Origin of the sequence: Pseudomonas putida (genome assembly GCF_026625125.1) — a bacterium.
Classification (GTDB): Bacteria; Pseudomonadota; Gammaproteobacteria; order Pseudomonadales; family Pseudomonadaceae; genus Aquipseudomonas; species Aquipseudomonas putida_X.
This window is the reverse complement of the sequence record NZ_CP113097.1, coordinates 405,346-426,859: the sequence shown is the minus strand read 5'-3', so window position 1 is coordinate 426,859 and position 21,514 is coordinate 405,346. Positions and strand designations below refer to the sequence as shown.

General features: G+C 65.7%; 22 protein-coding genes. 18 read left to right on the top strand and 4 right to left on the bottom strand.

The genetic code is table 11. From position 1 onward, the window contains the following. The first annotated feature begins 8 nt into the window (after positions 1–8). From OSW16_RS02050 to OSW16_RS01970, 17 genes are all read left to right on the top strand, one after another. The gene (locus OSW16_RS02050) at positions 9–263 is read left to right on the top strand and encodes an acyl carrier protein (RefSeq protein WP_267820387.1); all 255 of its coding nucleotides are present in this window, start codon (positions 9–11) and stop codon (positions 261–263) included. After that, positions 260–805, top strand: coding sequence for a hypothetical protein (locus OSW16_RS02045; RefSeq protein ID WP_241805145.1), 546 nt, complete (start codon positions 260–262; stop codon positions 803–805). Before OSW16_RS02050 ends, OSW16_RS02045 begins: the two co-directional genes overlap by 4 nt. Further along, complete coding sequence (locus OSW16_RS02040) at positions 802–2,481, top strand: AMP-binding protein (RefSeq protein WP_267820385.1); 1,680 nt, start codon at positions 802–804, stop codon at positions 2,479–2,481. Before OSW16_RS02045 ends, OSW16_RS02040 begins: the two co-directional genes overlap by 4 nt. After that, positions 2,474–3,208 carry a glycosyltransferase family 2 protein gene (locus tag OSW16_RS02035; RefSeq protein ID WP_241805143.1) on the top strand — a complete coding sequence of 245 codons (735 nt, stop codon included), beginning with the start codon at positions 2,474–2,476 and terminating at the stop codon, positions 3,206–3,208. The genes OSW16_RS02040 and OSW16_RS02035 overlap by 8 nt, the downstream gene beginning before the upstream one ends. Further along, a complete protein-coding gene (locus OSW16_RS02030; RefSeq protein ID WP_267820383.1) occupies positions 3,205–4,143 on the top strand; it encodes a glycosyl transferase in 939 nt (312 codons plus the stop codon). Before OSW16_RS02035 ends, OSW16_RS02030 begins: the two co-directional genes overlap by 4 nt. Next, the gene (locus OSW16_RS02025) at positions 4,124–5,668 is read left to right on the top strand and encodes an HAL/PAL/TAL family ammonia-lyase (RefSeq protein ID WP_267820381.1); all 1,545 of its coding nucleotides are present in this window, start codon (positions 4,124–4,126) and stop codon (positions 5,666–5,668) included. Before OSW16_RS02030 ends, OSW16_RS02025 begins: the two co-directional genes overlap by 20 nt. Beyond that, the gene (locus OSW16_RS02020) at positions 5,661–6,086 is read left to right on the top strand and encodes an acyl-CoA thioesterase (protein WP_267820379.1); all 426 of its coding nucleotides are present in this window, start codon (positions 5,661–5,663) and stop codon (positions 6,084–6,086) included. Before OSW16_RS02025 ends, OSW16_RS02020 begins: the two co-directional genes overlap by 8 nt. 104 nt (positions 6,087–6,190) lie before the next feature. Next, entirely contained in the window at positions 6,191–6,757 is a 567-nt protein-coding gene (locus OSW16_RS02015; protein WP_267824163.1) for an outer membrane lipoprotein carrier protein LolA, read from the top strand. Beyond that, the gene (locus tag OSW16_RS02010; protein WP_267820377.1) at positions 6,741–9,068 is read left to right on the top strand and encodes an MMPL family transporter; all 2,328 of its coding nucleotides are present in this window, start codon (positions 6,741–6,743) and stop codon (positions 9,066–9,068) included. Before OSW16_RS02015 ends, OSW16_RS02010 begins: the two co-directional genes overlap by 17 nt. 123 nt (positions 9,069–9,191) lie before the next feature. Further along, positions 9,192–10,439: an NAD(P)/FAD-dependent oxidoreductase gene (locus OSW16_RS02005; protein ID WP_267820375.1), complete on the top strand. Its 1,248-nt coding sequence runs from the start codon at positions 9,192–9,194 to the stop codon at positions 10,437–10,439. Beyond that, on the top strand, positions 10,436–11,167 hold the full coding sequence (locus tag OSW16_RS02000; protein ID WP_241805133.1) for a class I SAM-dependent methyltransferase: 732 nt from the start codon (positions 10,436–10,438) through the stop codon (positions 11,165–11,167). Before OSW16_RS02005 ends, OSW16_RS02000 begins: the two co-directional genes overlap by 4 nt. Next, positions 11,164–11,649: a hypothetical protein gene (locus tag OSW16_RS01995; RefSeq protein ID WP_241805131.1), complete on the top strand. Its 486-nt coding sequence runs from the start codon at positions 11,164–11,166 to the stop codon at positions 11,647–11,649. Before OSW16_RS02000 ends, OSW16_RS01995 begins: the two co-directional genes overlap by 4 nt. Then, positions 11,646–12,839: a beta-ketoacyl-[acyl-carrier-protein] synthase family protein gene (locus OSW16_RS01990; protein WP_267820373.1), complete on the top strand. Its 1,194-nt coding sequence runs from the start codon at positions 11,646–11,648 to the stop codon at positions 12,837–12,839. The genes OSW16_RS01995 and OSW16_RS01990 overlap by 4 nt, the downstream gene beginning before the upstream one ends. Then, positions 12,836–13,306 (top strand): hotdog family protein, encoded by a 471-nt coding sequence (locus OSW16_RS01985; protein WP_267820371.1) that lies wholly within the window; start codon positions 12,836–12,838, stop codon positions 13,304–13,306. The genes OSW16_RS01990 and OSW16_RS01985 overlap by 4 nt, the downstream gene beginning before the upstream one ends. Beyond that, positions 13,299–14,027 carry a 3-oxoacyl-ACP reductase FabG gene (gene fabG / locus OSW16_RS01980; RefSeq protein WP_241805127.1) on the top strand — a complete coding sequence of 243 codons (729 nt, stop codon included), beginning with the start codon at positions 13,299–13,301 and terminating at the stop codon, positions 14,025–14,027. The genes OSW16_RS01985 and fabG overlap by 8 nt, the downstream gene beginning before the upstream one ends. Further along, positions 14,027–15,253, top strand: coding sequence for a beta-ketoacyl-ACP synthase (locus OSW16_RS01975; protein WP_267820368.1), 1,227 nt, complete (start codon positions 14,027–14,029; stop codon positions 15,251–15,253). Before fabG ends, OSW16_RS01975 begins: the two co-directional genes overlap by 1 nt. Positions 15,254–15,288: 35 nt before the next feature. Continuing rightward, on the top strand, positions 15,289–15,735 hold the full coding sequence (locus tag OSW16_RS01970; RefSeq protein WP_241805125.1) for an excinuclease: 447 nt from the start codon (positions 15,289–15,291) through the stop codon (positions 15,733–15,735). A 235-nt stretch (positions 15,736–15,970) separates the two neighbouring features. Here OSW16_RS01970 and OSW16_RS01965 read toward each other — a convergent pair whose 3' ends face one another. Next, complete coding sequence (locus tag OSW16_RS01965; protein WP_241805123.1) at positions 15,971–16,864, bottom strand: LysR family transcriptional regulator; 894 nt, start codon at positions 16,862–16,864, stop codon at positions 15,971–15,973. 108 nt (positions 16,865–16,972) lie between these two features. On the opposite strand from OSW16_RS01965, the gene OSW16_RS01960 reads away from it, so the two are divergent. Continuing rightward, entirely contained in the window at positions 16,973–18,217 is a 1,245-nt protein-coding gene (locus tag OSW16_RS01960) for an MFS transporter (protein WP_418942027.1), read from the top strand. Between the two features lie 53 nt (positions 18,218–18,270). Here the strand turns inward: OSW16_RS01960 and OSW16_RS01955 are convergent, their stop codons facing one another. The 3 genes from OSW16_RS01955 to OSW16_RS01945 form a co-directional block, all read right to left on the bottom strand. After that, positions 18,271–18,618 carry a YgiW/YdeI family stress tolerance OB fold protein gene (locus tag OSW16_RS01955; protein ID WP_241805120.1) on the bottom strand — a complete coding sequence of 116 codons (348 nt, stop codon included), beginning with the start codon at positions 18,616–18,618 and terminating at the stop codon, positions 18,271–18,273. 254 nt (positions 18,619–18,872) lie between these two features. Beyond that, on the bottom strand, positions 18,873–19,937 hold the full coding sequence (gene hemE, locus OSW16_RS01950; protein ID WP_267820364.1) for a uroporphyrinogen decarboxylase: 1,065 nt from the start codon (positions 19,935–19,937) through the stop codon (positions 18,873–18,875). Between the two features lie 151 nt (positions 19,938–20,088). After that, complete coding sequence (locus OSW16_RS01945; protein ID WP_267820362.1) at positions 20,089–21,507, bottom strand: FAD-dependent oxidoreductase; 1,419 nt, start codon at positions 21,505–21,507, stop codon at positions 20,089–20,091. Positions 21,508–21,514: the final 7 nt, after the last annotated feature.

Here is a 21,514-nt window from a genome sequence, read left to right as displayed (position 1 = left end):
AACGTACCATGCAAACCCGCGAAGACATCTTCAACATCCTGCGCGACGCTCTGGTCGAACTGTTCGAACTGGAGCCGGCCAGCATCTCTCTGCAATCCAACCTGTACCAGGACCTGGAAATCGACAGCATCGACGCCGTCGACCTGATCGACCACATCAAGCGCCAGACCGGCAAGAAGATCGCCGCTGACGATTTCAAGTCGGTACGTACCGTCAATGACGTGGTCGAGGCCGTGTTCCGCCTGGTAAACCCGGCGGCATGAAACGCCTGATCGGCCTCGGTCTGCTGTTGGCCGGCCTGCTGTATCCGTTTGCCGTGCATTTCGGCATGGCCCATTTCGCCCCCTGGCAATTCGGCCTGCTGCTTGGCGCCCTCTGGCTGGCCCGCGCCCTGAGCGCGCCGCGCCGCCCGGGCAGCCTGTGGATGGCGCTGGCGGCGCTGGCATTCTGTGGCGTGCTGGGGCTGTCCGACAGCCAGCAACTGCTGCGCTGGTACCCGGTGCTGATCAGCGCCTTCATGCTCGCCCTGTTCGGCAGCACCCTGCTGCACGGCATGCCCATGGCCGAGCGCCTGGCGCGCCTGCGTGACCCTGAACTGCCACCCCGGGCCGTGCGCTACACGCGCCGGGTGACCGAGGCGTGGAGCCTGTTCTTTCTGTGCAACGGCCTGATCGCCGCCAGCCTCACGCTGTGGGCGCCACTGCGCTGGTGGACCCTGTACAACGGCGTGATCGCCTATGCCGCGATGGGCCTGCTGTTCGCCATCGAATGGCTGATAAGACAACGTGTGCGAGGACGCTCATGAACTGGATCAACCTCGAACACCTGCTGCGCCCGCTGGAAGCGCCGCGCCAGGTGACCCAGGCGCCGGCCCTGGACCACGCCGCACTGTGCCGGCAGGCCCTGCAGTTGGCCGGTGGCCTGCGCCAGCGTGGGGTCAAACGCCTGGCAGTGCATCTGGAAGACGCCGCGCAACTGGCGGCCGCACTGCTGGGCGCCTGGCGTGCCGGGGTCGAGGTGCTGCTGCCCGCCGACCTGCAACCGGCAACCCGCGAGCGCTGGAATGCCCAGGTCGACTTGTGGCTCAGCGATCAGCCAGGCGATGCCACGCTGGAGGCCTTGCTGGGCAACGCCCTGGAACCTGCCGACCTGGATCTGGCGCAGTGCCGGATCAGCCTCTGCACCTCCGGCTCCAGCGGCGAGCCCAAGCGCATCGACAAGCAGCTGCGCCAACTGGCCAACGAAGTGACCGCCCTGGAACGACTCTGGGGCAGCACCTTGGGCGATGCGTGGATCATCGGCAGCGTCGCCACCCAGCACATCTATGGGCTGCTGTTCCGCGTGCTCTGGCCCCTGTGCGCCGGGCGTGGCTTCGAGCGCCGCCCGCTACCCTTCCCCGAAGACCTGCAACGTGCCAGCCGCGAACACCCGGCGTTTGCCTGGGTGGCCAGCCCGGCGCTCCTCAAGCGCATGGGCGACAACCTCGACTGGCCGGCCCTGCGCCCGGTGCGCCAGGTGTTTTCGTCCGGCGGCGAACTGCCGGCGGAGGCTGGCGAGCGCCTGCACCAGCGCCTGGGCCAGTGGCCGGCGGAAATCCTCGGCAGCTCGGAAACCGGCGGCATCGCCTGGCGCCAGGGCGAAGAGCTGTGGAGCCCGTTCGCCGATGTGCAACTGAGCCAGGATGAGCAAGGAGCCTTGCGCATCGCCTCCAGCTACTTGCCGGCCGGCCATGTCGAGCAGAGCGCCGATGCCGTCGAGTTCGTCGAAGGCGGGCGCTTCCGCCTGCTCGGGCGCCTGGACCGTATCGTCAAGCTAGAAGAAAAGCGTATCTCCCTGCCGATGCTCGAACAGGCCCTGTGCAGCCACCCGTGGGTCGCCGAAGCGCGCCTGGGCATGATCGAGGAAGGCCGCGCCTTCCTTGGCGCGCTGCTGGTGCCAAGCCCGGCCGGCCTGCACACATTGCGCAACCTTGGCCGTCGGGCGCTGGTCGACGGCCTGCGCACGCACCTGGCCAGCCACTGCGAAGCGCTGGCCCTGCCACGCCGTTGGCGGTTGCTGCGCCGCCTGCCGCTGAACAGCCAGGGCAAGCTGCCCCAGGCCAACTTGCAGGCCCTGCTGCTGGCCCAGCGCAGCCTGGCGCCCGAGGTGCTGGAACAGCGCCGCGAGGGCGACGAACTGCACCTGCGCCTGGCCGTGCCGCTGGACCTGGCGTGTTTCCCCGGGCACTTCCCGCAGACCCCGGTATTGCCGGGCGTGGTCCAGATCGACTGGGCCATCGACCTTGGCGGCGAACTGCTCGATTGCGAGCGGCGCTTCAGCGGCATGGAAGTGCTCAAGTTCCAGCAGTTGGTGCGCCCAGGCGATGAACTGGCGCTGACCCTGCGCTGGGACAGCGCGCGCGGCAAGCTGTACTTCACCTTCACCTGCGCTGGGTTGCCCTGCTCCAGTGGCCGTATTCTGCTGGAGGCCGTCTGTGCATAAGCCCTGTGCGGTGATCCCGGTGTACAACCACGAGCAGGCAGTGCCGGCCGTGGTCGCCGACCTGCTGCGCGCAGGCCTTCCCTGCGTGCTGGTAGATGACGCCAGCTACGCGCCCTGCGCCCAGGTGCTGGGGCGCCTGGCTGGCCAGCCTGACGTGCACCTGGTGACCCTGGCGGTCAACCAGGGCAAGGGCGGCGCAGTCATGGCCGGCCTGCGCGAAGCCGCACGGCTCGGTTTCAGCCATGCCCTGCAAGTGGACGCCGACGGTCAGCACGATCTCGCCGATGTCGGCCGCTTCGTCGAGCAGTCGCAAGCTTATCCACAGGCGCTGGTGTGCGGTTATCCACAGTACGATGCCAGCGTGCCCAAGGGCCGCCTGTACGCCCGCTACCTGACCCACGTGTGGGTGTGGATCAACAGCCTGTCGCTGCAGATACCTGACTCCATGTGCGGCTTTCGGGTATACCCGCTGCCGGCGACCCTGGCGATGATCGACAGCGTCAAGTTGGGCAAACGCATGGATTTCGACCCGGAGATTCTGGTGCGCCTGGCCTGGCGCAACCAGCCCATGAAGTGGCTGCCGACCCGCGTGCACTACCCACAGGACGGTCTCTCGCACTTTCGCCTGTTCCACGACAATGCGCTGATCTCGAAGATGCACGCCAAGCTGTTCTTCGGCATGTTGCTGCGCGCACCGCTGATACTCTGGCGCAGGTGGCGCGCATGAGCGAACAGCCACAACACTGGGCCGAGCACCAGGAACGGGGCAGCTTCTGGTTGATGAAGCTGACCGCGACCCTGGTGCGCCTGCTCGGGCGCCGCGTACTCAGCCCGCTGATCCACCTCATCGTCGCCTACTTCTTCCTGTTTGGCCGCCGCGCCCGGCGCAGCGCCCGCCAGTACCAACAGCGGCTGCATCAATGGAACGCCGGGCAAACCGCTGCGCCCAACCATTGGCAGGTGTTTCGCCAGTTCATGGCGTTTGCCGAGGCACTGTTGGACAAGCTCGATGTGTGGAACGGCAAGCTGCGCATCGAGGACATCGAGATCCACGACCCCGCCAACCTGCGCCAGCAACTGCGCGGTGCACGCGGGCAGATGCTGGTCGGTGCGCATTTGGGCAACCTCGAAGTGTGCCGGGCCCTGGCCGAGATTGGCGAACAGGTGACCATGAACGTGCTGGTGCACACCCGCCATGCCGAGCGCTTCAACCGCCTGCTCGGCGAGGCGGGTGCCACCAACCTGCGGCTGATTCAGGTCAGCGAGCTGGACCCGGCGGTGATGCTGCAGCTGTCCGAGCGACTGGAGCGCGGCGAGTGGCTGGCGATCGCCGGCGACCGCGTGCCCTTGCACGGCGCACGCACCGTCGAGGTGGATTTTCTCGGCCACCCGGCGGCCTTCCCGCAAGGCCCCTGGCTACTCGCCGGCATGCTCGAATGCCCGCTCAACCTGCTGTTCTGCCTCAAGCACCAGGGCCGCTACCACATCACCCTCGAACCCTTCGCCGAACGCCTGCAATGGCGGCGCGGCCAGCGTGACCAAGTGATCGCCGAGTGGGCCACGCGCTATGCCGCACGCCTGGGGCACTACTGCGTCCAGGCGCCATTGCAGTGGTTCAATTTCTACCCTTTCTGGAAGACCGATGACGATGCATCCGCATGAGCCTGTCACCTTCGGCGAATCGCCGCTGGCAATCGAAGATGTCCTGGCCCTGGCCGAGCACCGCGCGCAGGTAGCGCTGCAGAACGACGCTGCCTACCGTGAACGCATCGCCCGCGGTGCGCGCTTTCTCGACACCCTGCTCGACAAGGAAGGGGTGATCTACGGCGTCACCACCGGCTACGGCGACTCCTGCGTGGTGGCCGTGCCGCTGGAACACGTGGAGGCCCTGCCACAGCATCTGTACACGTTCCATGGCTGCGGGCTGGGCAAGCTGCTCGACGCCCCCGCCACCCGCGCGGTGCTGGCCGCCCGCCTGCGTTCGCTGAGCCACGGCGTTTCCGGTGTTCGCCTGGAACTGCTCGAGCGCCTGCGCGACTTTCTCGCCCACGACATCCTGCCGCTGATCCCCGAGGAAGGCTCGGTGGGCGCCAGCGGGGACCTGACACCCTTGTCGTACGTGGCAGCGACCCTGTCCGGCGAGCGTGAGGTGATGTACCAGGGCCAGCGCCGCAGCAGTGCCGATGTGCACCGCGAGCTGGGCTGGCAACCGCTGGTACTGCGCCCCAAGGAAGCCTTGGCGCTGATGAACGGCACCGCGGTCATGACCGGCCTGGCCTGCCTGGCCTATGCCCGTGCCGATTACTTGCTGCAGTTGGCCACGCGCATCACCGCGCTCAATGTGATCGGCCTGCAGGGCAACCCGGAGCACTTCGACGAACGCCTGTTCGCCGCCAAGCCGCACCCCGGCCAGACCCAGGTCGCCGCCTGGCTGCGCCAGGACCTGGCCATCGACGCGCCGCTGCCACCACTGCACCGCCTGCAGGACCGCTACTCGCTGCGCTGCGCCCCGCATGTGCTCGGCGTGCTGGCCGACAGCCTGGGGTGGTTGCGCGGGTTCATCGAAACCGAACTGAACAGCGCCAACGACAACCCGATCATCGATGGCGACGCTGAGCGTGTGCTGCACGGCGGGCACTTCTATGGCGGGCATATCGCGTTTGCCATGGACAGCCTGAAAACCCTGGTGGCCAACGTCGCCGACCTGCTCGACCGCCAGCTGGCGCTGCTGGTGGACGTGCGCTACAACCACGGCCTGCCGAGCAACCTTTCCGGCGCCGACGCCGAGCGAGCGATGATCAACCACGGTTTCAAGGCCGTGCAGATCGGCGCCAGCGCCTGGACTGCAGAGGCCCTGAAGCAGACCATGCCGGCCAGCGTGTTCTCGCGCTCCACCGAGTGCCACAACCAGGACAAAGTGAGCATGGGCACCATCGCCGCACGCGATGCCCTGCGGGTGCTGGAGCTGACCGAACAGGTTGCCGCCGCCTCGCTGCTGGCCGCCAACCAAGGTGTCTGGCTGCGCAGCCGCCAGGCCGACGCACGGCCACTGCCGCCAGCCCTGGCGCACATGCACGAAGCACTGCTGGCGGACTTCGCTCCAGTCATCGAAGACCGCGCCCTGGAAAGCGACCTGCGCCACTGTCTGCAGCGTATCGCCCAGCGCCACTGGAGGTTGCATGCGTAACCCCGGGGTCTTCCATGTCGACAGCGAGATCGTCGTTCCCTTCTTCGACGTCGATATCATGCACATCGTCTGGCACGGCCATTACGTGAAGTACCTGGAGGTGGCCCGCTGCGCCCTGCTCGACCGCCTGGCCCACAACTACCTGCAGATGCAGGCCAGCGGCTACGCGTGGCCGGTGATCGACCTGCAACTGCGCTACATCCGCGGCGCCACCTTCGGCCAGCGCCTTACCGTGCGCGCCAGCCTGGTGGAGTGGGAAAACCGCCTGAAGATCCACTACCTGATCAGCGACGCCATGACCGGCGAACGCATGACCCGGGCCAGCACCGTGCAGGTCGCGGTGCATATCGACAGCGGCGAGATGCAGTTGGCCTCGCCGCAGGTGATGCTCGACGCCGTGCAGCAGGTGCTGGCATGAAACACAGCCTGTACCGGTCATTCTCGGCACTGCGCCCTGGCTCGAACTCGGGCAGATCAGCGCGATCACAAGCCCGCTCCCGCAAGATCCTCGCTGCAATCGTGATGTCGCTCATCAGCCCTCTGGCCTTCGCCTTCGGCCTCGACGACCTGCAAAAGCAACTGAGCGCGCCGGCGGTGATCAAGGGTTCGTTCATCCAGGAAAAGCATCTGCGTGCCCTGCCCCAGCCCTTGTTGAGCAAGGGCCGCTTCGTGCTGGCCCGCGACCTTGGCCTGCTGTGGCTGCTGCAAACGCCACTGCGCCAGGATTACCGCATCGACGCCCAAGGCATTGCCCGGCGCGACCCGAGTGGCTGGCAAACCCTGCCCAGCCGCAGCGCCGGGGCCGAGCAGAACCGCCTGTTCTTCGCTGTGCTGCAAGGCGACAGCAGCGGCCTGCAACGGGACTTCGAGTTGAGCCTGAGCGGCGAGGCCGAGCAGTGGCAATTGCGCCTGACGCCCCGTTCGTTGCTGCTCAAGCAGGTCTTCACCCACATCGACATCAGCGGGGGGCGCTATGTCGAGCGCATCGTGCTGAGCGAAACCCAGGGTGACAGCACCGTGCTGCGCATGCCCGACAGCAGTGGCAGCGCTGCCCTGAGCGACGCGGAGCGCCGTGATTTTGCCAACTGAACGCCTGTTGCCGCGCCTGTTCGTCTGCCTGCTGCTGGCCATGCTGGCGATTGCCGCTTGGCAGTGGCATCGCGGCGCGCCGCTGTCCGCCGACCTGATGACCCTGGTGCCCGGGGCCACCGAGGACCCACTGGTCAAGCACGCCGAACAACGCATGCAGGAGCCGCTCAACCGCGAGCTGCTGGTGCTGGTCGGCCATGCCGACCGCCAGCAGGCGCTGGCCATGGCGCAGAAACTGGCCGGGCAATGGCAGGCCAGCGGCCTGTTCGAAAAGGTCCAGTGGAGCCTGCAGACCGACCTGCAGGCGGTGCGTGAACAACTGCTGCAAGGCCGCCTGGCGATGCTGGCGGCCGAGGACCGGAAACAGCTGGTCGAGCACCCGGACGCCTTTATCGAGCAACGCGTGCAAAGCCTGTTCGACCCCTTCACCGGTTTCAGCCTGGTGCCCAACCAGGACGACTGGCTGGGCCTTACCGGGCGTATCCAGAACAGCCAGCCGAAGCCGGCCAATGTCGAACTGGATACCACCAGCGGCGCACTGGTCGCCCAGGCCAACGGCCAGGCCTGGGTGCTGCTGCGCGCGCGCACCGTGGGCAACGCCTTCGACCTGCACCTGCCCTTGCAGGTAGCCGAACTGCTCAGGCAGAGCCGCGCCCAGGCCGGCCAGGCCGGTGCCCACCTGCTGGCAGCCAGCGGCCTGCTGCACGCCGCTGCCGGCCAGCAACAGGCCAGCCGGGAAATCACCTGGGTCGGGGGTGGCGCCACACTGGGCATCCTGTTGCTGTTGCTGCTGACCTTCCGCCGTTGGCGTGCGTGGCTGGCGTTCGTCCCGGTACTGGTGGGCATGCTGTTCGGCTCGGTGGTGTGCGTAGCGCTGTTCGGCCAGATGCACGTAATGACCCTGGTACTCGGTTCCAGCCTGATCGGCGTGGCGGTCGACTACCCGCTGCACTACCTGTCCAAGGGCTGGAGCCTCAAGCCCTGGCGCAGCTGGCCAGCTATGCGCCTGACCTTGCCGGGCATGAGCCTGAGCCTGGCCACCAGTTGCATCGGCTACCTGGCCCTGGCCTTCACGCCGTTCCCGGCACTGACCCAGATCGCCGCGTTCTCGGCAGCCGGCCTGGTCGGCGCCTACCTGAGCGCGGTGTGCCTGCTGCCGGCGCTGCTGGCCACGGTCGACCTGCAACCGGCGCAATGGCCGCTGCGCATCGCCGAAACCCTCACCACCTGGCGTGAGCAATTGCTGCGCAAGGTGCCCAGCGGCGCCTTGCTGGCTCTGGCGCTGTCGTTCTGCGCCGCTGGCCTGTGGCAGCTGCAAACCCACAACGACATCCGCCAGTGGGTTGGCACCCCGCCGCCACTGATGGAAGAAGCCCAGGCGGTGGCGCGCATCACCGGCTACCAGCCCACCAGCCAGTTCTACCTGGTACGCGGGGCCGATCAACAACAACTGCTGGGCCGCCTCGAGGCGCTGTCCGGCAAGCTTCAAGAGCTGGTCGAGCTGGGCAAGCTCAAGGGTTTCATGAGCCTCAGCCAGTTGGTTGCCAGCCCGGCCGCTCAAGGCCAGGTACGCCAGGCACTGGCCGTACTGCCGCAACACTGGCAGCCACTGCTGGCCCTGGGCGTTCCGCAGGCCGCGCTGGCCGCGCAGGCTGATCAGCTGCGCCAACTGCCGGACCAGGCCATCGAGCACGTCCTGGCCGGCCCGCTCGGCGAAGCCTGGCGGCCGTTGTGGCTGGGCCAGCAAGACAGCGGGGTAGCCGCCATCGTCAGCCTGCAAGGCTTGAGCGACACCACGCGGCTGCACCTGCAGACCGATGGCCTCGATGGCGTACAACTGATCGACCGCCTCGGTGAACTGAACCAGCTGTTCGCCGCTACCCAGGTCAGTGCGGCGGAGCTCAAGTTGCTGTCCTGCGCGCTGATCCTGCTGCTGCTGGTGCCGCCGTTCGGCTTGCGTGGTTCACTGCGTATCGTCGCCCTGCCGCTCTTGGCGGCGCTGTGCAGCCTGGCCAGCCTCGGCTGGCTCGGGCAACCGCTGACCCTGTTCAGCCTGTTCGGCCTGCTGCTGGTGACCGCCATCAGCGTCGACTACGCGATCCTCATGCACGAGCGCATCGGCGGCGCGGCGGTTAGCCTGCTCGGCACCTTGCTGGCGGCGCTGACCACCTGGCTGTCGTTCGGCCTGCTGGCGCTGTCGAGCACACCGGCAGTGAGCAGTTTCGGCCTGGCCGTGAGCCTGGGCCTGGCGTTCAGTTTCCTCCTGGCCCCCTGGGCGGCCCCCCGTGATGGAGCGCAACCGCACCCATGACCCCGCTCTCGCTCTGGGCCATGGCCCTGTGTCTGTTCGCCCTGTGGGTGCTCGGCCTGCGCCGTGTCGCCGCACTGGCCCAACACATCCTTTCGAATTCCGTTTCCATGGCAAGGAGCCCTCATGCCGAACATTGAACTGCAACAACGCCAGGTGCTGGTGATCGGTGCCGGCCCGTCCGGCGCCATCGCCGCCGCGCTGCTCAAGCGCCAGGGCCACGACGTGCTGGTGATCGAACGCCAGCGTTTCCCACGTTTCTCCATCGGCGAAAGCCTGCTGTCCCACTGCCTCGACTTCGTCGAGGAAGCGGGCATGCTCGATGCCCTGCAAGCAGCCGGCTTCCAGCACAAGAACGGCGCAGCCTTCGCCTGGGGCGAGGAATACACCGCCTTCGATTTCGGCCAGACCTTCAGCCAAGGCAAGCCGAGCACCTTTCAGGTGCAGCGCGGGCGCTTCGACAAGCTGCTGGCCGACCAGGCCGAGGCTCAGGGCGTCGAAATCCGCTACGAGCACGAGATCGTCAGCGCCGACATGAGCGGTGAACGGCCGCAGGTGCGCGCCCGTCGCCCGGATGGCAGCGAATACGACGTGCAGGCGCAGTTCGTGCTCGACGCCAGCGGCTATGGCCGCGTACTGCCGCGCCTGCTCGACCTCGAGGCACCGTCGAACTTCCCTGTGCGCCAGGCAGTGTTCACCCACATCGAGGACCGCATCGACCACCCAGGCTTCGACCGCGACAAGATCCTCATCACCACTCACCCCCAGCACCGCGACATCTGGTTCTGGACCATCCCCTTCAGCGATGGCCGCACGTCGCTGGGCGTGGTCGCCGCCGCCGAGCGCTTCGCCGCCGCGCCCAAGGACCTGGATGCCTGCCTCAAGCACTTCGTGGCGCAGACCCCAAGCTTGGCCAAGGTCTTGGCCAACGCGGTGTGGGACACCCCAGCGCGCACCATCGGTGGCTACTCGGCCAACGTCAAGGCCCTGCACGGCAAGGGCTACGCCTTGCTCGGCAACGCCGCCGAATTCCTCGACCCGGTGTTCTCCTCGGGCGTGACCATCGCCATGCGTTCGGCGAGCATGGCCGCCGGCCTGCTGCACCGCCAACTGCAAGGCGAGGCGGTGGACTGGCAGGGCGAGTTCGCCGAACCGCTCAAGCGTGGCGTCGATACCTTCCGCGTGTACGTGGAAGGCTGGTACGACGGCAGCTTCCAGGACGTCATCTACCACCCCGGCAGCTCGCCGGAGATCCGCGCCATGATCAGCTCGATCCTCGCCGGCTACGCCTGGGACGCCCGCAACCCCTTCGTCGCCGAGCCGAGGCGGCGCCTGCGCACGCTGGCCGAGCTGTGCGCGAGAGCCCCTGCATGAACCAGCGCCCGTTCCTCAGCGACACCTACGTCGAAGAAACCCGAATCGGTTTCCGCTTCCTTGCCAGCCACGTCTGGCAGCACCATGTGCTGCGCGTGGCGATCAATGACCTGCGCCAACTGTTCGACGGTGAGCCGCCGCAGGCGCCGGTGCTGCTCGACGCCGGCTGCGGCCAGGGCAAGTCGTTCAAGCACCTGCAACAGGTGTTCGCCCCGGCAAAGCTGATGGGCACCGATGCCGACCCGCACAGCCTTGAGCTGAGCGCCGCCGAGGCCCGCCGCCTGGGCCTTGAGGTGGAGCTGCGCGGCAGCGACTGCGCCCGCCTGCAGTACCCGGATGCCAGCGTCGATATCCTGTTCTGCCACCAGACCTTCCACCATCTGGTGGAGCAGGAAAAGGCCCTGGCCGAGTTCTACCGGGTGCTCAAGCCTGGCGGCTACCTGCTGTTCGCCGAGTCCACCGAAGCCTACATCGATACCTGGGTGATCCGCTGGTTCTTCCGCCACCCCATGCACGTGCAAAAGAGCGCCGAGGGGTACTTGCAGATGCTGCGCCAGCAAGGCTTCCAGTTCGGCCCGCGCAACGTCTCGTATCCCTACCTGTGGTGGAGTCGCGCCACGGACTTCGGCCTGCTCGAACGCCTGGGCCTGCGCACGCCACCTGCGGTCGGCCAGCGCGAAGAGACGCTGGTCAACGTGGTGGCGCGCAAGCCCCTGGAGCAGCCATGAAGCACCTGCTGGCCCTGGCCCTGTGCCTGCTGCTCGGCGCCTGCGCCGCACGCCCGCCGCTGCCGGCGCACATGCCTGCGCTGCAACTGCCGCAGCAGCTGCATGTCGAACGTGAACAGGCTGGCCAGCGCCAGGACTGGCTGCTGGTGATCCAGGGCGAGCACGGCTACCTGCGCTGGTCGCTGCTCGACCTGCTGGGCATTCCCCAGGCGCGTCAGCTGCTCGATGGCCAGCAGTGGCATGCCGATGGCCTGCTGCCGCCGAACCCGGCCGCGCGCGAGCTGTTCGCCGCCGTGCTGTTTGCCCTGACCCCGGCCGAGCAACTGCCGCAGCTTTACCCGCAGGCGCGCCAGCAGAATGAGCGGCGCTGGCTGGGCGATCGCTGGCAGGTCCGCTATCGCGCCGCCGACGCTTTCGACTTGAACCTCGGTGATGGCCTGCGTTATTCAGTCGACCCTCTGCCCCGCGAGGACACCCCATGACCGCCTACCTCAATGCCCTCGGCCTGGTCTGCGCCCTTGGCCAAGGGCAGGCCGAAGTGGCCGCGCGCCTGTTCGCCGGCGACTGCTCCGGCATGCAGCCGGCAGCGGGCTGGATCCCCGAGCGCCAGCCACCGGTCGGGGCGGTCATCGGCGCCCTGCCCGCCGTGCCGCTGCCCGAGCAGCACAGCCGCAACAACCAGTTGCTGTACACCGCAGCCCTGCAGATCGAGCCGGCCATCCGCCAGGCCATCGCCCGGTATGGCGCGCACCGCGTCGCGGTGATCCTTGGCACCAGCACCTCTGGCATCGCCGAAGCCAGCGCAGGCTTTTCGCAGTACCTGCAAAGCGGGCAGTTCCCTGCCAATTACCGCTACGCCGAGCAAGAGCTGAGCGCACCGGCCAACTTCCTCGCCGACTGGTTGCAGCTGAGCGGCCCGGCCTACGTGATTTCCACCGCCTGCACCTCCAGTGGCCGTGCCCTGCTCAGCGCCCGGCGCCTGCTCGACCTGGGCCTGTGCGACGCGGTGCTGTGCGGCGGCGTCGACAGCCTGTGCGGCCTGACCCTCAATGGCTTCAGCGCCCTGGAGGCGATCAGCGAGCAGCGCTGCAACCCGTTCTCGGTCAACCGCAACGGCATCAACATCGGCGAGGCCGCGGCATTGTTCCTGATGACCCGCGAGGGCAACGCCGCAGGCAGTCACATCGCATTGCTGGGTGCCGGGGCCAGCTCCGACGCCCACCACATCTCTGCCCCCGACCCGACCGGCACTGGCGCCTTGCAGTGCATGGGCAAAGCACTGGACAATGCCGGCCTTGCACCCGCGCAGATCGATTACCTGAACTTGCACGGCACCGCCACGGCGCATAACGACGCCATGGAAAGCCTGGCCGTGCATACGCTGTTCGGCGCCACGCTGCCCTGCTCGTCGAGCAAACCGATGACCGGCCACACGCTTGGCGCCGCCGGCGCGCTGGAAGCGGCGTTCTGCTGGTTGAGCCTGAGCGGGCACAACCCCGAGGGGTTGCTGCCGCCGCATGTATGGGACCGCCAACAGGACCCGGCACTGCCGGCCCTGACCTTGGTCGACGGCAGCCAGCGCATGGGCACACAACGCCCACGCCGTTTGATGAGCAACTCGTTCGCCTTCGGCGGCAACAACGTCAGCCTGATTCTCGGAGACACCCCATGATCCCCTGGCCACTGGCCGAGCTGCTGCCCCACGCCGGCGACATGATTCTGATCGACCAGGTCGACAGCTGCGACGACGAGCAGATCCACACCCGCGCTACCGTGCGCCCCGGCGGCCTGTTCAACCGCGCCGATGGCAGCCTGCCGGCCTGGCTCGGCGTCGAGCTGATGGCCCAGAGCGTGGCGGCCTATGCCGGTTGCCGGGCGCGGCGCAAGGGTCAGCCGGTGGAACTGGGCTTTCTGCTCGGCACGCGCAAGTTCGAATGTGATGTCGAGCACTTCCCGGCCGGCGCCGAACTGCACATCCACGCCCTGCGTTCGCTCGAAGACGAGAACGGCATGGGCGTGTTCGAATGCCACCTGCGCGGCCCCGGTATCCATGCCAGTGCCCGCCTGAACGTCTACCGCCCGCCCCAAGCGGCCAGCTACCTGGCCGAAGCACGCCCAGAGGAACCTTCCCATGACTGATACCATTCTGGTCACCGGCTCGAGCCGGGGCATCGGCCGCGCCATCGCCCTGCGCCTGGCCCGGGCCGGCTACGACCTGGTGCTGCACTGCCGCAGCGGCCTGGCCGAGGCCCATGCAGTGGCCGAGGAAATCCGCGCGCTGGGCCAGCAGGTACGGGTGCTGCAGTTCGACATCAGCGATCGCGCTGCCTGCCGGGCCATTCTCGAAAGCGACGTGGAACGCTTCGGTGCCTACTACGGCGTGGTCTGCAACGCCGGCCTGACCCGCGACGGCGCCTTCCCGGCGCTCACAGACGAAGACTGGGACCAGGTGTTGCGCACCAACCTCGACGGCTTCTACAACGTCCTGCAGCCACTGACCATGCCGATGATCCGCCGCCGCGCGCCGGGGCGCATCGTCTGTATCACCTCGGTGTCGGGGCTGATCGGCAACCGAGGCCAAGTCAACTACAGCGCCTCCAAAGCGGGCCTGATCGGCGCCGCCAAGGCCCTGGCAATAGAACTGGGCAAACGACGCATCACCGTCAATTGCGTGGCCCCCGGGCTGATCGACACGGCCATGCTCGACGAACACGTGCCGGTGGACGAGCTGCTGAAGATGATCCCCGCCGGGCGCATGGGCACACCGGACGAGGTGGCCGGCGCGGTGAATTTCCTGATGTCGCCCGAGGCGGCGTACATCACCCGCCAGGTCCTGGCGGTGAACGGGGGGCTATGCTGATGCGCCGCGTCGTCGTCACCGGCATGGCCGGGATCACCGCCCTGGGCAGCGACTGGGCGAGCATCAGCGGGCATTTCGCCAACCAGCGCAGCGGCATCCGCCGCATGGACGAATGGGACCGTTTCGAGGAGTTGAACACACGCCTGGCGGGCCCCATCGATGATTTCAAGGTGCCAAGCCACTGGACCCGCAAACAACTGCGCAGCATGGGCCGGGTTTCGCGCCTCGCAGTGGCTGCCGCCGAGCGTGCCCTGGAGGATGCCGGGCTGCTCGGCGACCCGAGCATCCGCGATGGGCGCATGGGCGTGGCCTGCGGTTCGTCCACCGGCAGCACCGACGAAATCAAGGCGTTCGGCAACATGCTGCTGAACTCGGTGGCTGATGGCCTGAACGCCAACTCCTATGTGCGCATGATGCCGCACACCACCGCCGCCAACATCAGCATCTTCTTCGGCCTCACTGGGCGCCTGATCCCCACCTCCAGCGCCTGCACCAGCGGCAGTCAGGGCATTGGCTACGCCTACGAGGCGATCAAGTTCGGCCGCCTGCCGCTGATGCTCGCGGGCGGCGCCGAGGAGCTGTGCCCGACCGAGGCGATGGTGTTCGACGCGCTGTACGCCACCAGCCTGAAGAACGACACACCCCACCTGAGCCCGCGCCCCTACGACAGCGGCCGCGACGGCCTGGTGATCGGCGAGGGCGGCGGCATGCTGGTGCTGGAGGAACTGGAACATGCCCTGGCCCGTGGGGCGAAGATCCACGCCGAAATCGTCGGTTTCGGCAGCAATGCCGACGGCCAGCACACCACCCGCCCTGAGCAGCTGACCATGCGCCGCGCGATGGAGCTGGCGTTGGAGGACGCAAACTTGCCGCCCGAGGCCATCGGCTACGTCAACGGCCACGGCACCGCTACAGAGCAGGGCGATATCGCCGAGACGCTGGCCACCAGCAGCCTGTTCGGCCCGCGTATGCCGATCAGCTCGCAAAAGAGTTTCCTCGGCCACACCCTCGGTGCCTGCGGTGCATTGGAGTCCTGGTTCAGCATCGAGATGCTCAACAGCGACCGCTACGTACACACGCTCAACCTCGATAATGTCGACCCGCGCTGCGGTGAACTGGACTACCTGCGCGGCGAGTTCCGCGCCATGAACCATCAATATGTGATGAACAACAACTTCGCCTTCGGCGGGGTCAACACCTCGTTGATCTTCCGTCGCTGGCACTGACGCAACCCAACCCCACTGAAACCAAGGAAGACCCGATGCGCCTGAAAACCTGGACCGCTGCCACCGCCCTGCTGCTCTGCGCCCTGCCGGGCGTCAGCCAGGCCCGTGACACCGCCCTGTACCTACCCTTCGAGAAAGTTGTGCAGCAGATGCTCAACGAGAAGAAGCTCGATGGCTCGGTGAAGTTCTACCTGGCTGGCGTACAGCCACGCGGCAAGGTCAATGTGATCAGCGCCAACGCGGTCACCAACAAGAAGACCAATGCCTTCAACAAAAGCGACGAAGCGGCCTGCGAATGGGCGTTGCAATCGGCCCTGCTGACGCTGCAGGACGCCGCGCGCAAGGTGAACGCCAACGCGGTGACCAATATCGCCAGCTACTACAAGAAGAACGAGCGCAAGGATGCTGCGACCTACGAGTGCCATGCTGGCGCGGTGATCGCGGGTGTGGCGCTCAAGGGTGACCTGGCGCGCGTGAACTGATCTGTTCTGCAAACCTGAAAAAATGTGTGAGCCGGCTTGCCGGCGATGGGCCGCAAAGCGGCCCTGAATCGCTAAAAGACCGGCATCAGCCTTCAGGTTTGGCACTTTTAGCAGTGCCATCTCCAGGTCAATTCCAGTGAGTCAGCTCCATTAGGGCTGCTATGCAGCCCATCGCTGGCAAGCCAGCTCTCGCCGGTGCGCGCAGGCCAGTCCAATCGTGCCCGCTTTTGCCCGCCTAGCCGTATACCTGCCCGGTCACCAACTCGGCAAACGCTCTGGCCATCGCCGACCCGCCTCGTTCGCGCTGCACCAGCCACACCGCTGACGTCGCCTCTTCATCCAGCAAGGTGCGGTACACCACGCCCTCGATGCGCATGCGTTGGAATGACGCCGGCAGGACCGAAACCCCCAAACCCGCCGACACCAGCCCAATGATGGTCATGGCCTCCCCCGCTTCTTGAGCAAAATGCGGATTGAACCCCGCCTGCCGCGCCAGGCTGAGCAACTGGGCGTGCAAACCACTGCCGTAACTGCGCGGGAAGAACACGAACGGTTCGTGGGCCAGCGCCGCCATGTGCACACCGTGCTCGGTCCCTTCGGCCAGCGCATGCGAGGCATTGATCACCGCCACCAATGGTTCGCGAAACAACTCCGTGGCCACCAGCCCTTCCGGCAAGGGCATGGGCCGCATCAGCCCGACCTCGATGGACTCATCGAACACCCCCTCGGCGACATCGCGGCTGCTCATTTCCTTGAGGTTCAGGTGCACTGCCGGGAAACGCTGGCGGAAGGCATGAATAGCCTTGGGAATTTTCGAGGTGAAGGGGGCAGACGACGTAAAGCCGATCTTCATTTCGCCCAGTTCACCCAACTGCGCACGGCGCGCGACATCAGCCGCCTTCTCAACCTGCGCGAGTACCTGACGCGCTTCCTCGAGGAACAGCCGGCCGGCCTCACTCAGCTCGACCCGACGATTGGTACGTTCGAACAGGCGCGCGCCCAACTCCTGTTCCAAGGCCTGGATCTGTTGGCTCAGGGGTGGCTGAGAAATGCCTAATTGCTGGGCCGCCCGCCCAAAGTGCAGCTCTTCGGCAACTGCAATGAAGTAACGCAGGTGGCGCAGTTCCATGGGCCCTCCAGAACAAGTCGTCAAACATCTTAAATAGGTCGAACAATATATTGGATCTAATCATTAGGCAGCTATATGATTTTTTCATTGCATCTGAGGTACCCACCCGTGAAGACTGCTGTAGCCCCCCTTCCTGCTGAGCCCGAGCCTGCCCCGCTGAACGACATCTGGATCGAGAAAGGCACCCCTGCCTTCATGAAGACCGTACTGGCCCTGTTCAGCGGTGGCTTCGCGACCTTCGCCCTGCTGTATTGCGTGCAGCCGATGATGCCGCTGCTGTCGCAGGAGTTTTCGATCAATGCCGCGCAGAGCAGCCTGGTACTGTCGGTGTCGACCGGCATGCTGGCGTTCGGCCTGCTGATCACCGGGCCGATTTCCGACCGCATCGGGCGCAAGCCGGTGATGGTGTTTGCCCTGCTCTGCGCCGCGTTATCGACCATCGTCAGCGCGGTGATGCCGACCTGGGAAGGCGTACTCGCCACGCGGGCGCTGGTCGGCCTGTCGCTGAGCGGCCTGGCAGCTGTGGCGATGACCTACCTGAGCGAAGAAATCCACCCCCAGCACATCGGCCTGGCCATGGGCTTGTATATCGGTGGCAACGCCATCGGCGGCATGAGCGGTCGCCTGATCACCGGCGTGCTGATCGACTTCGTCAGCTGGCACACGGCAATGCTGACCATCGGTGGCCTGGCCCTGATCGCAGCGCTGGTGTTCTGGAAGGTGCTACCCGAATCGCGCAATTTCAGGGCGCAGACGCTGAAACCGCGCAGCCTGCTGGACGGCTTCGCCATGCACTTCAAGGACGCGGGCCTGCCCTGGTTGTTCCTCGAAGCGTTCCTGCTGATGGGCGCGTTCGTCACCCTGTTCAACTACATCGGCTATCGGCTGCTGGCCGAGCCCTATCACATGAACCAAGCGCTGGTCGGCCTGCTATCGGTGGTTTACCTGTCGGGTATCTACAGCTCGGCGCAAGTGGGGGCGCTGGCAGATAAACTGGGACGCCGGCGGGTGTTCTGGGCGAGCATTCTGGTCATGGCGGGCGGGCTGTTGCTGACATTGGCCAGCCCCTTGGTGATGATTATCGTGGGGATGCTGATCTTTACCTTCGGCTTTTTCGGAGCGCATTCGGTGGCCAGCAGCTGGATCGGCCGGCGAGCGCTGAAGGCCAAGGGCCAGGCTTCTTCGTTGTACCTGTTCTGCTATTACGCGGGGTCGAGTGTGGCGGGCACCGCAGGTGGGGTGTTCTGGCATCAGTGGGGCTGGAGTGGTATCGGGCTGTTCATCGGCAGCCTGCTGACGGTGGCGTTGCTGGTGGCATTGCACCTCAGCAAGCTGGCGCCCAAGGCTGCCTGAACAGGGTTGCGCTGCAGCCCAATCGCCGGTTTGCCGACGATTGGGCCCTCAGGTCAGTTCACGATCTCGACGATGTCCACATCCACTTCACGGCTCATCAGGTGCTTTTCCACCTCACCGGTCAGCTTGACCTTGGTCTTGTCGTTGAACGGCGTCGGCGGCAGGTCTTCATCGTCGATCTCGACGGAGATGGTGCCGGTGTTGTCCTTGAATTCGTACTTGTCGTCATTGTTGACCTTCTTGGTGACATACCCCTGCAGCACTACGGGGGTGTCATCGGCTGCGTCATTGGCCGCGGCGACGGTAGTCACCGCCTGAGCGCCTGGGCCGGTGTAACCGGCGGCCAAGGCAGCGGTACTGAACAAGGGGGCGAGAATCAGAGCGAAGTAGCGAGCTTTCATGAGGTTCGGGTCCTGTTTCGGTTTCGATGGGACCAGATTAGCGACGATCGCTGAATTAAAACTTAATGCAACAAAACCAGGGCATGGCACCGGCTTTGCCAGTGATCGCCGGCAAGCCAGCCACAGTTGACCGCACCTCGTGGGAGTAACTGTCTTGCGCAACTGCTAAAAGCTGGCGCGGCCCCTGTGGGAGCTGGCTTGCCGGCGATGGGCCGCAAAGCGGCCCCGATTCGCTTGACTGGCCAGCACTCAGATCACTGGTGGTACTGCGCGGACAGTTCATGCACGGCGTTGATGAACACGCCCGCATGCTCCGGGTCGACCTCCGGCGTAATGCCGTGACCCAGGTTGAACACATGGCCGGTACCCTTGCCATAGCTCGCCAGGATCCGTGCCACTTCGTTGCGGATGGCCTCGGGCTTGGCGTACAGCACGGTCGGGTCCATGTTGCCTTGCAGGGCAACCTTGTCACCCACGCGGCGGCGGGCGTCGCCGATCTCGCAGGTCCAGTCCAGGCCCAGTGCATCAGCGCCGGCTTCAGCGATGCTCTCCAGCCACAGGCCGCCATTCTTGGTGAACAGGATTACCGGCACCTTGCGCCCATCGTGCTCACGGATCAGGCCACTGACGATCTTGCGCATGTAGGCCAGGGAGAACTCCTGATACGCCGCCGCCGACAGGTTGCCGCCCCAGGTGTCGAAGATCTGCACGGCCTGGGCACCGGCCAGGATCTGCCCGTTGAGGTAGCTGGTGACCGACTGTGCCAGCTTGTCCAGCAGCATGTGCAGGGCTTGCGGGTTGTCGTAGGCCATCGCCTTGGTCTTGCGGAAGTCTTTGGACGAGCCACCTTCGACCATGTAGGTGGCCAGGGTCCATGGGCTGCCGGAGAAACCGATCAGCGGCACACGGCCGTTGAGCTCGCGCCGAATGGTGCTGACGGCATCCATCACGTAGCCGAGGTCTTTCTGCGGATCAGGGATGGCCAACGCTTCGATGTCGGCCGGGGTGCTGATGACCTTCTTGAAACGCGGGCCTTCGCCGGTCTCGAAGTAAAGGCCAAGGCCCATGGCATCGGGAATGGTGAGGATGTCCGAGAACAGGATCGCTGCGTCAAGCGGGTAGCGTTCCAGCGGCTGCAAGGTGACCTCACAGGCGAACTGGGGGTTCATGCACAGGCTCATGAAGTCACCGGCCTTGGCGCGGCTGGCGCGGTATTCCGGCAGGTAACGGCCGGCCTGGCGCATCATCCATACAGGGGTGACGTCTACGGGTTGCTTGAGCAGTGCACGCAGGAAACGATCGTTCTTCAGGGCAGTCATGTCGGCATCCGGCAAAAAAGTGCGGGCATTTTCTCAGACGCCAGCGCAAAAGGCACGGTTGAGACCATGCGTTTTGTCTATTGGGTGCCGTGGATCAAGCAATTTTGTATACAAAAACCGATGAGGCCGCTGTGCGGCCCCATCGGGCCGATCAGACTTCGAGGTAATCCAGGATACCTTCGGCAGCGTTGCGGCCTTCGAAGATGGCGGTCACCACCAGGTCCGAACCGCGCACCATATCGCCACCGGCAAATATTTTCGGGTTGCTGGTCTGGTGCTTGAACGTGCCTTTCTCCGGGGCCACCACACGGCCTTGGCTGTCCATCTGGATGCCATGCTGCTCGAACCAGGGGGCCGGGCTTGGGCGGAAGCCGAACGCGATCACCACGGCGTCCGCCGGGAGGATTTCTTCGGAACCCGGGATTGGCTCAGGGCTGCGACGGCCACGGGCATCCGGCTCGCCAAGACGGGTCTCGACCACCTTCACGCCTTCGACCTTGTCTTCACCGACAATGGCGATCGGCTGACGGTTGTAGAGGAACTTCACACCCTCTTCCTTGGCGTTCTTCACCTCTTTGCGCGAGCCTGGCATGTTGGCTTCGTCACGGCGGTAGGCACAGGTCACCGACTTGGCTCCCTGGCGGATCGAGGTGCGGTTGCAGTCCATCGCGGTGTCGCCACCGCCCAGCACCACGACCCTCTTGCCCTGCATATCGACAAAGTCTTGCGGCGACTTCTCGAAGCCCAGGTTGCGGTTGACGTTGGCGATCAGGAAGTCCAGCGCGTCATGCACGCCCGGCAGGTCCTCGCCCGGGAAGCCGCCTTTCATGTAGGTATAGGTACCCATGCCCATGAACACGGCGTCGTACTCGGCGAGCAGCTGTTCCATGGTGATGTCGGTGCCCACCTCGGTGTTCAGGCGGAACTCGATACCCATGCCAGTAAAGACTTCGCGACGATGGCTCAGCACGGTCTTTTCCAGCTTGAACTCAGGGATGCCGAAGGTCAGCAAGCCGCCGATTTCAGGGTTCTTGTCGAACACCACCGGGGTAACCCCGGCACGCACCAGCACGTCGGCACAGCCCAGGCCCGCCGGGCCAGCACCGATGATGGCAACGCGCTTGCCAGTCGGTTTGACCTTGGACATGTCCGGGCGCCAACCCATGGCGAAGGCGGTGTCGGTGATGTACTTCTCAACCGAACCGATGGTCACCGCGCCGAAGCCGTCGTTCAACGTGCAGGCACCCTCGCACAGGCGGTCTTGCGGGCACACACGGCCACAGACTTCCGGCAGGGTGTTGGTCTGATGCGACAGTTCGGCCGCGGCCAGGATGTTGCCTTCGGCGACCAGCTTCAACCAGTTCGGGATGAAGTTGTGCACCGGGCACTTCCACTCACAATACGGGTTACCGCAGCCCAGACAGCGATGCGCCTGTTCTACGGACTGCTGGGGCTTGAAGGGCTCGTAGATTTCCACGAACTCCTTCTTGCGCTGGCGCAGCAGCTTTTTCTTCGGGTCCTTGCGGCCCACTTCGATGAACTGGAAGTCGTTACTCAGACGTTCAGCCATTTTTCAA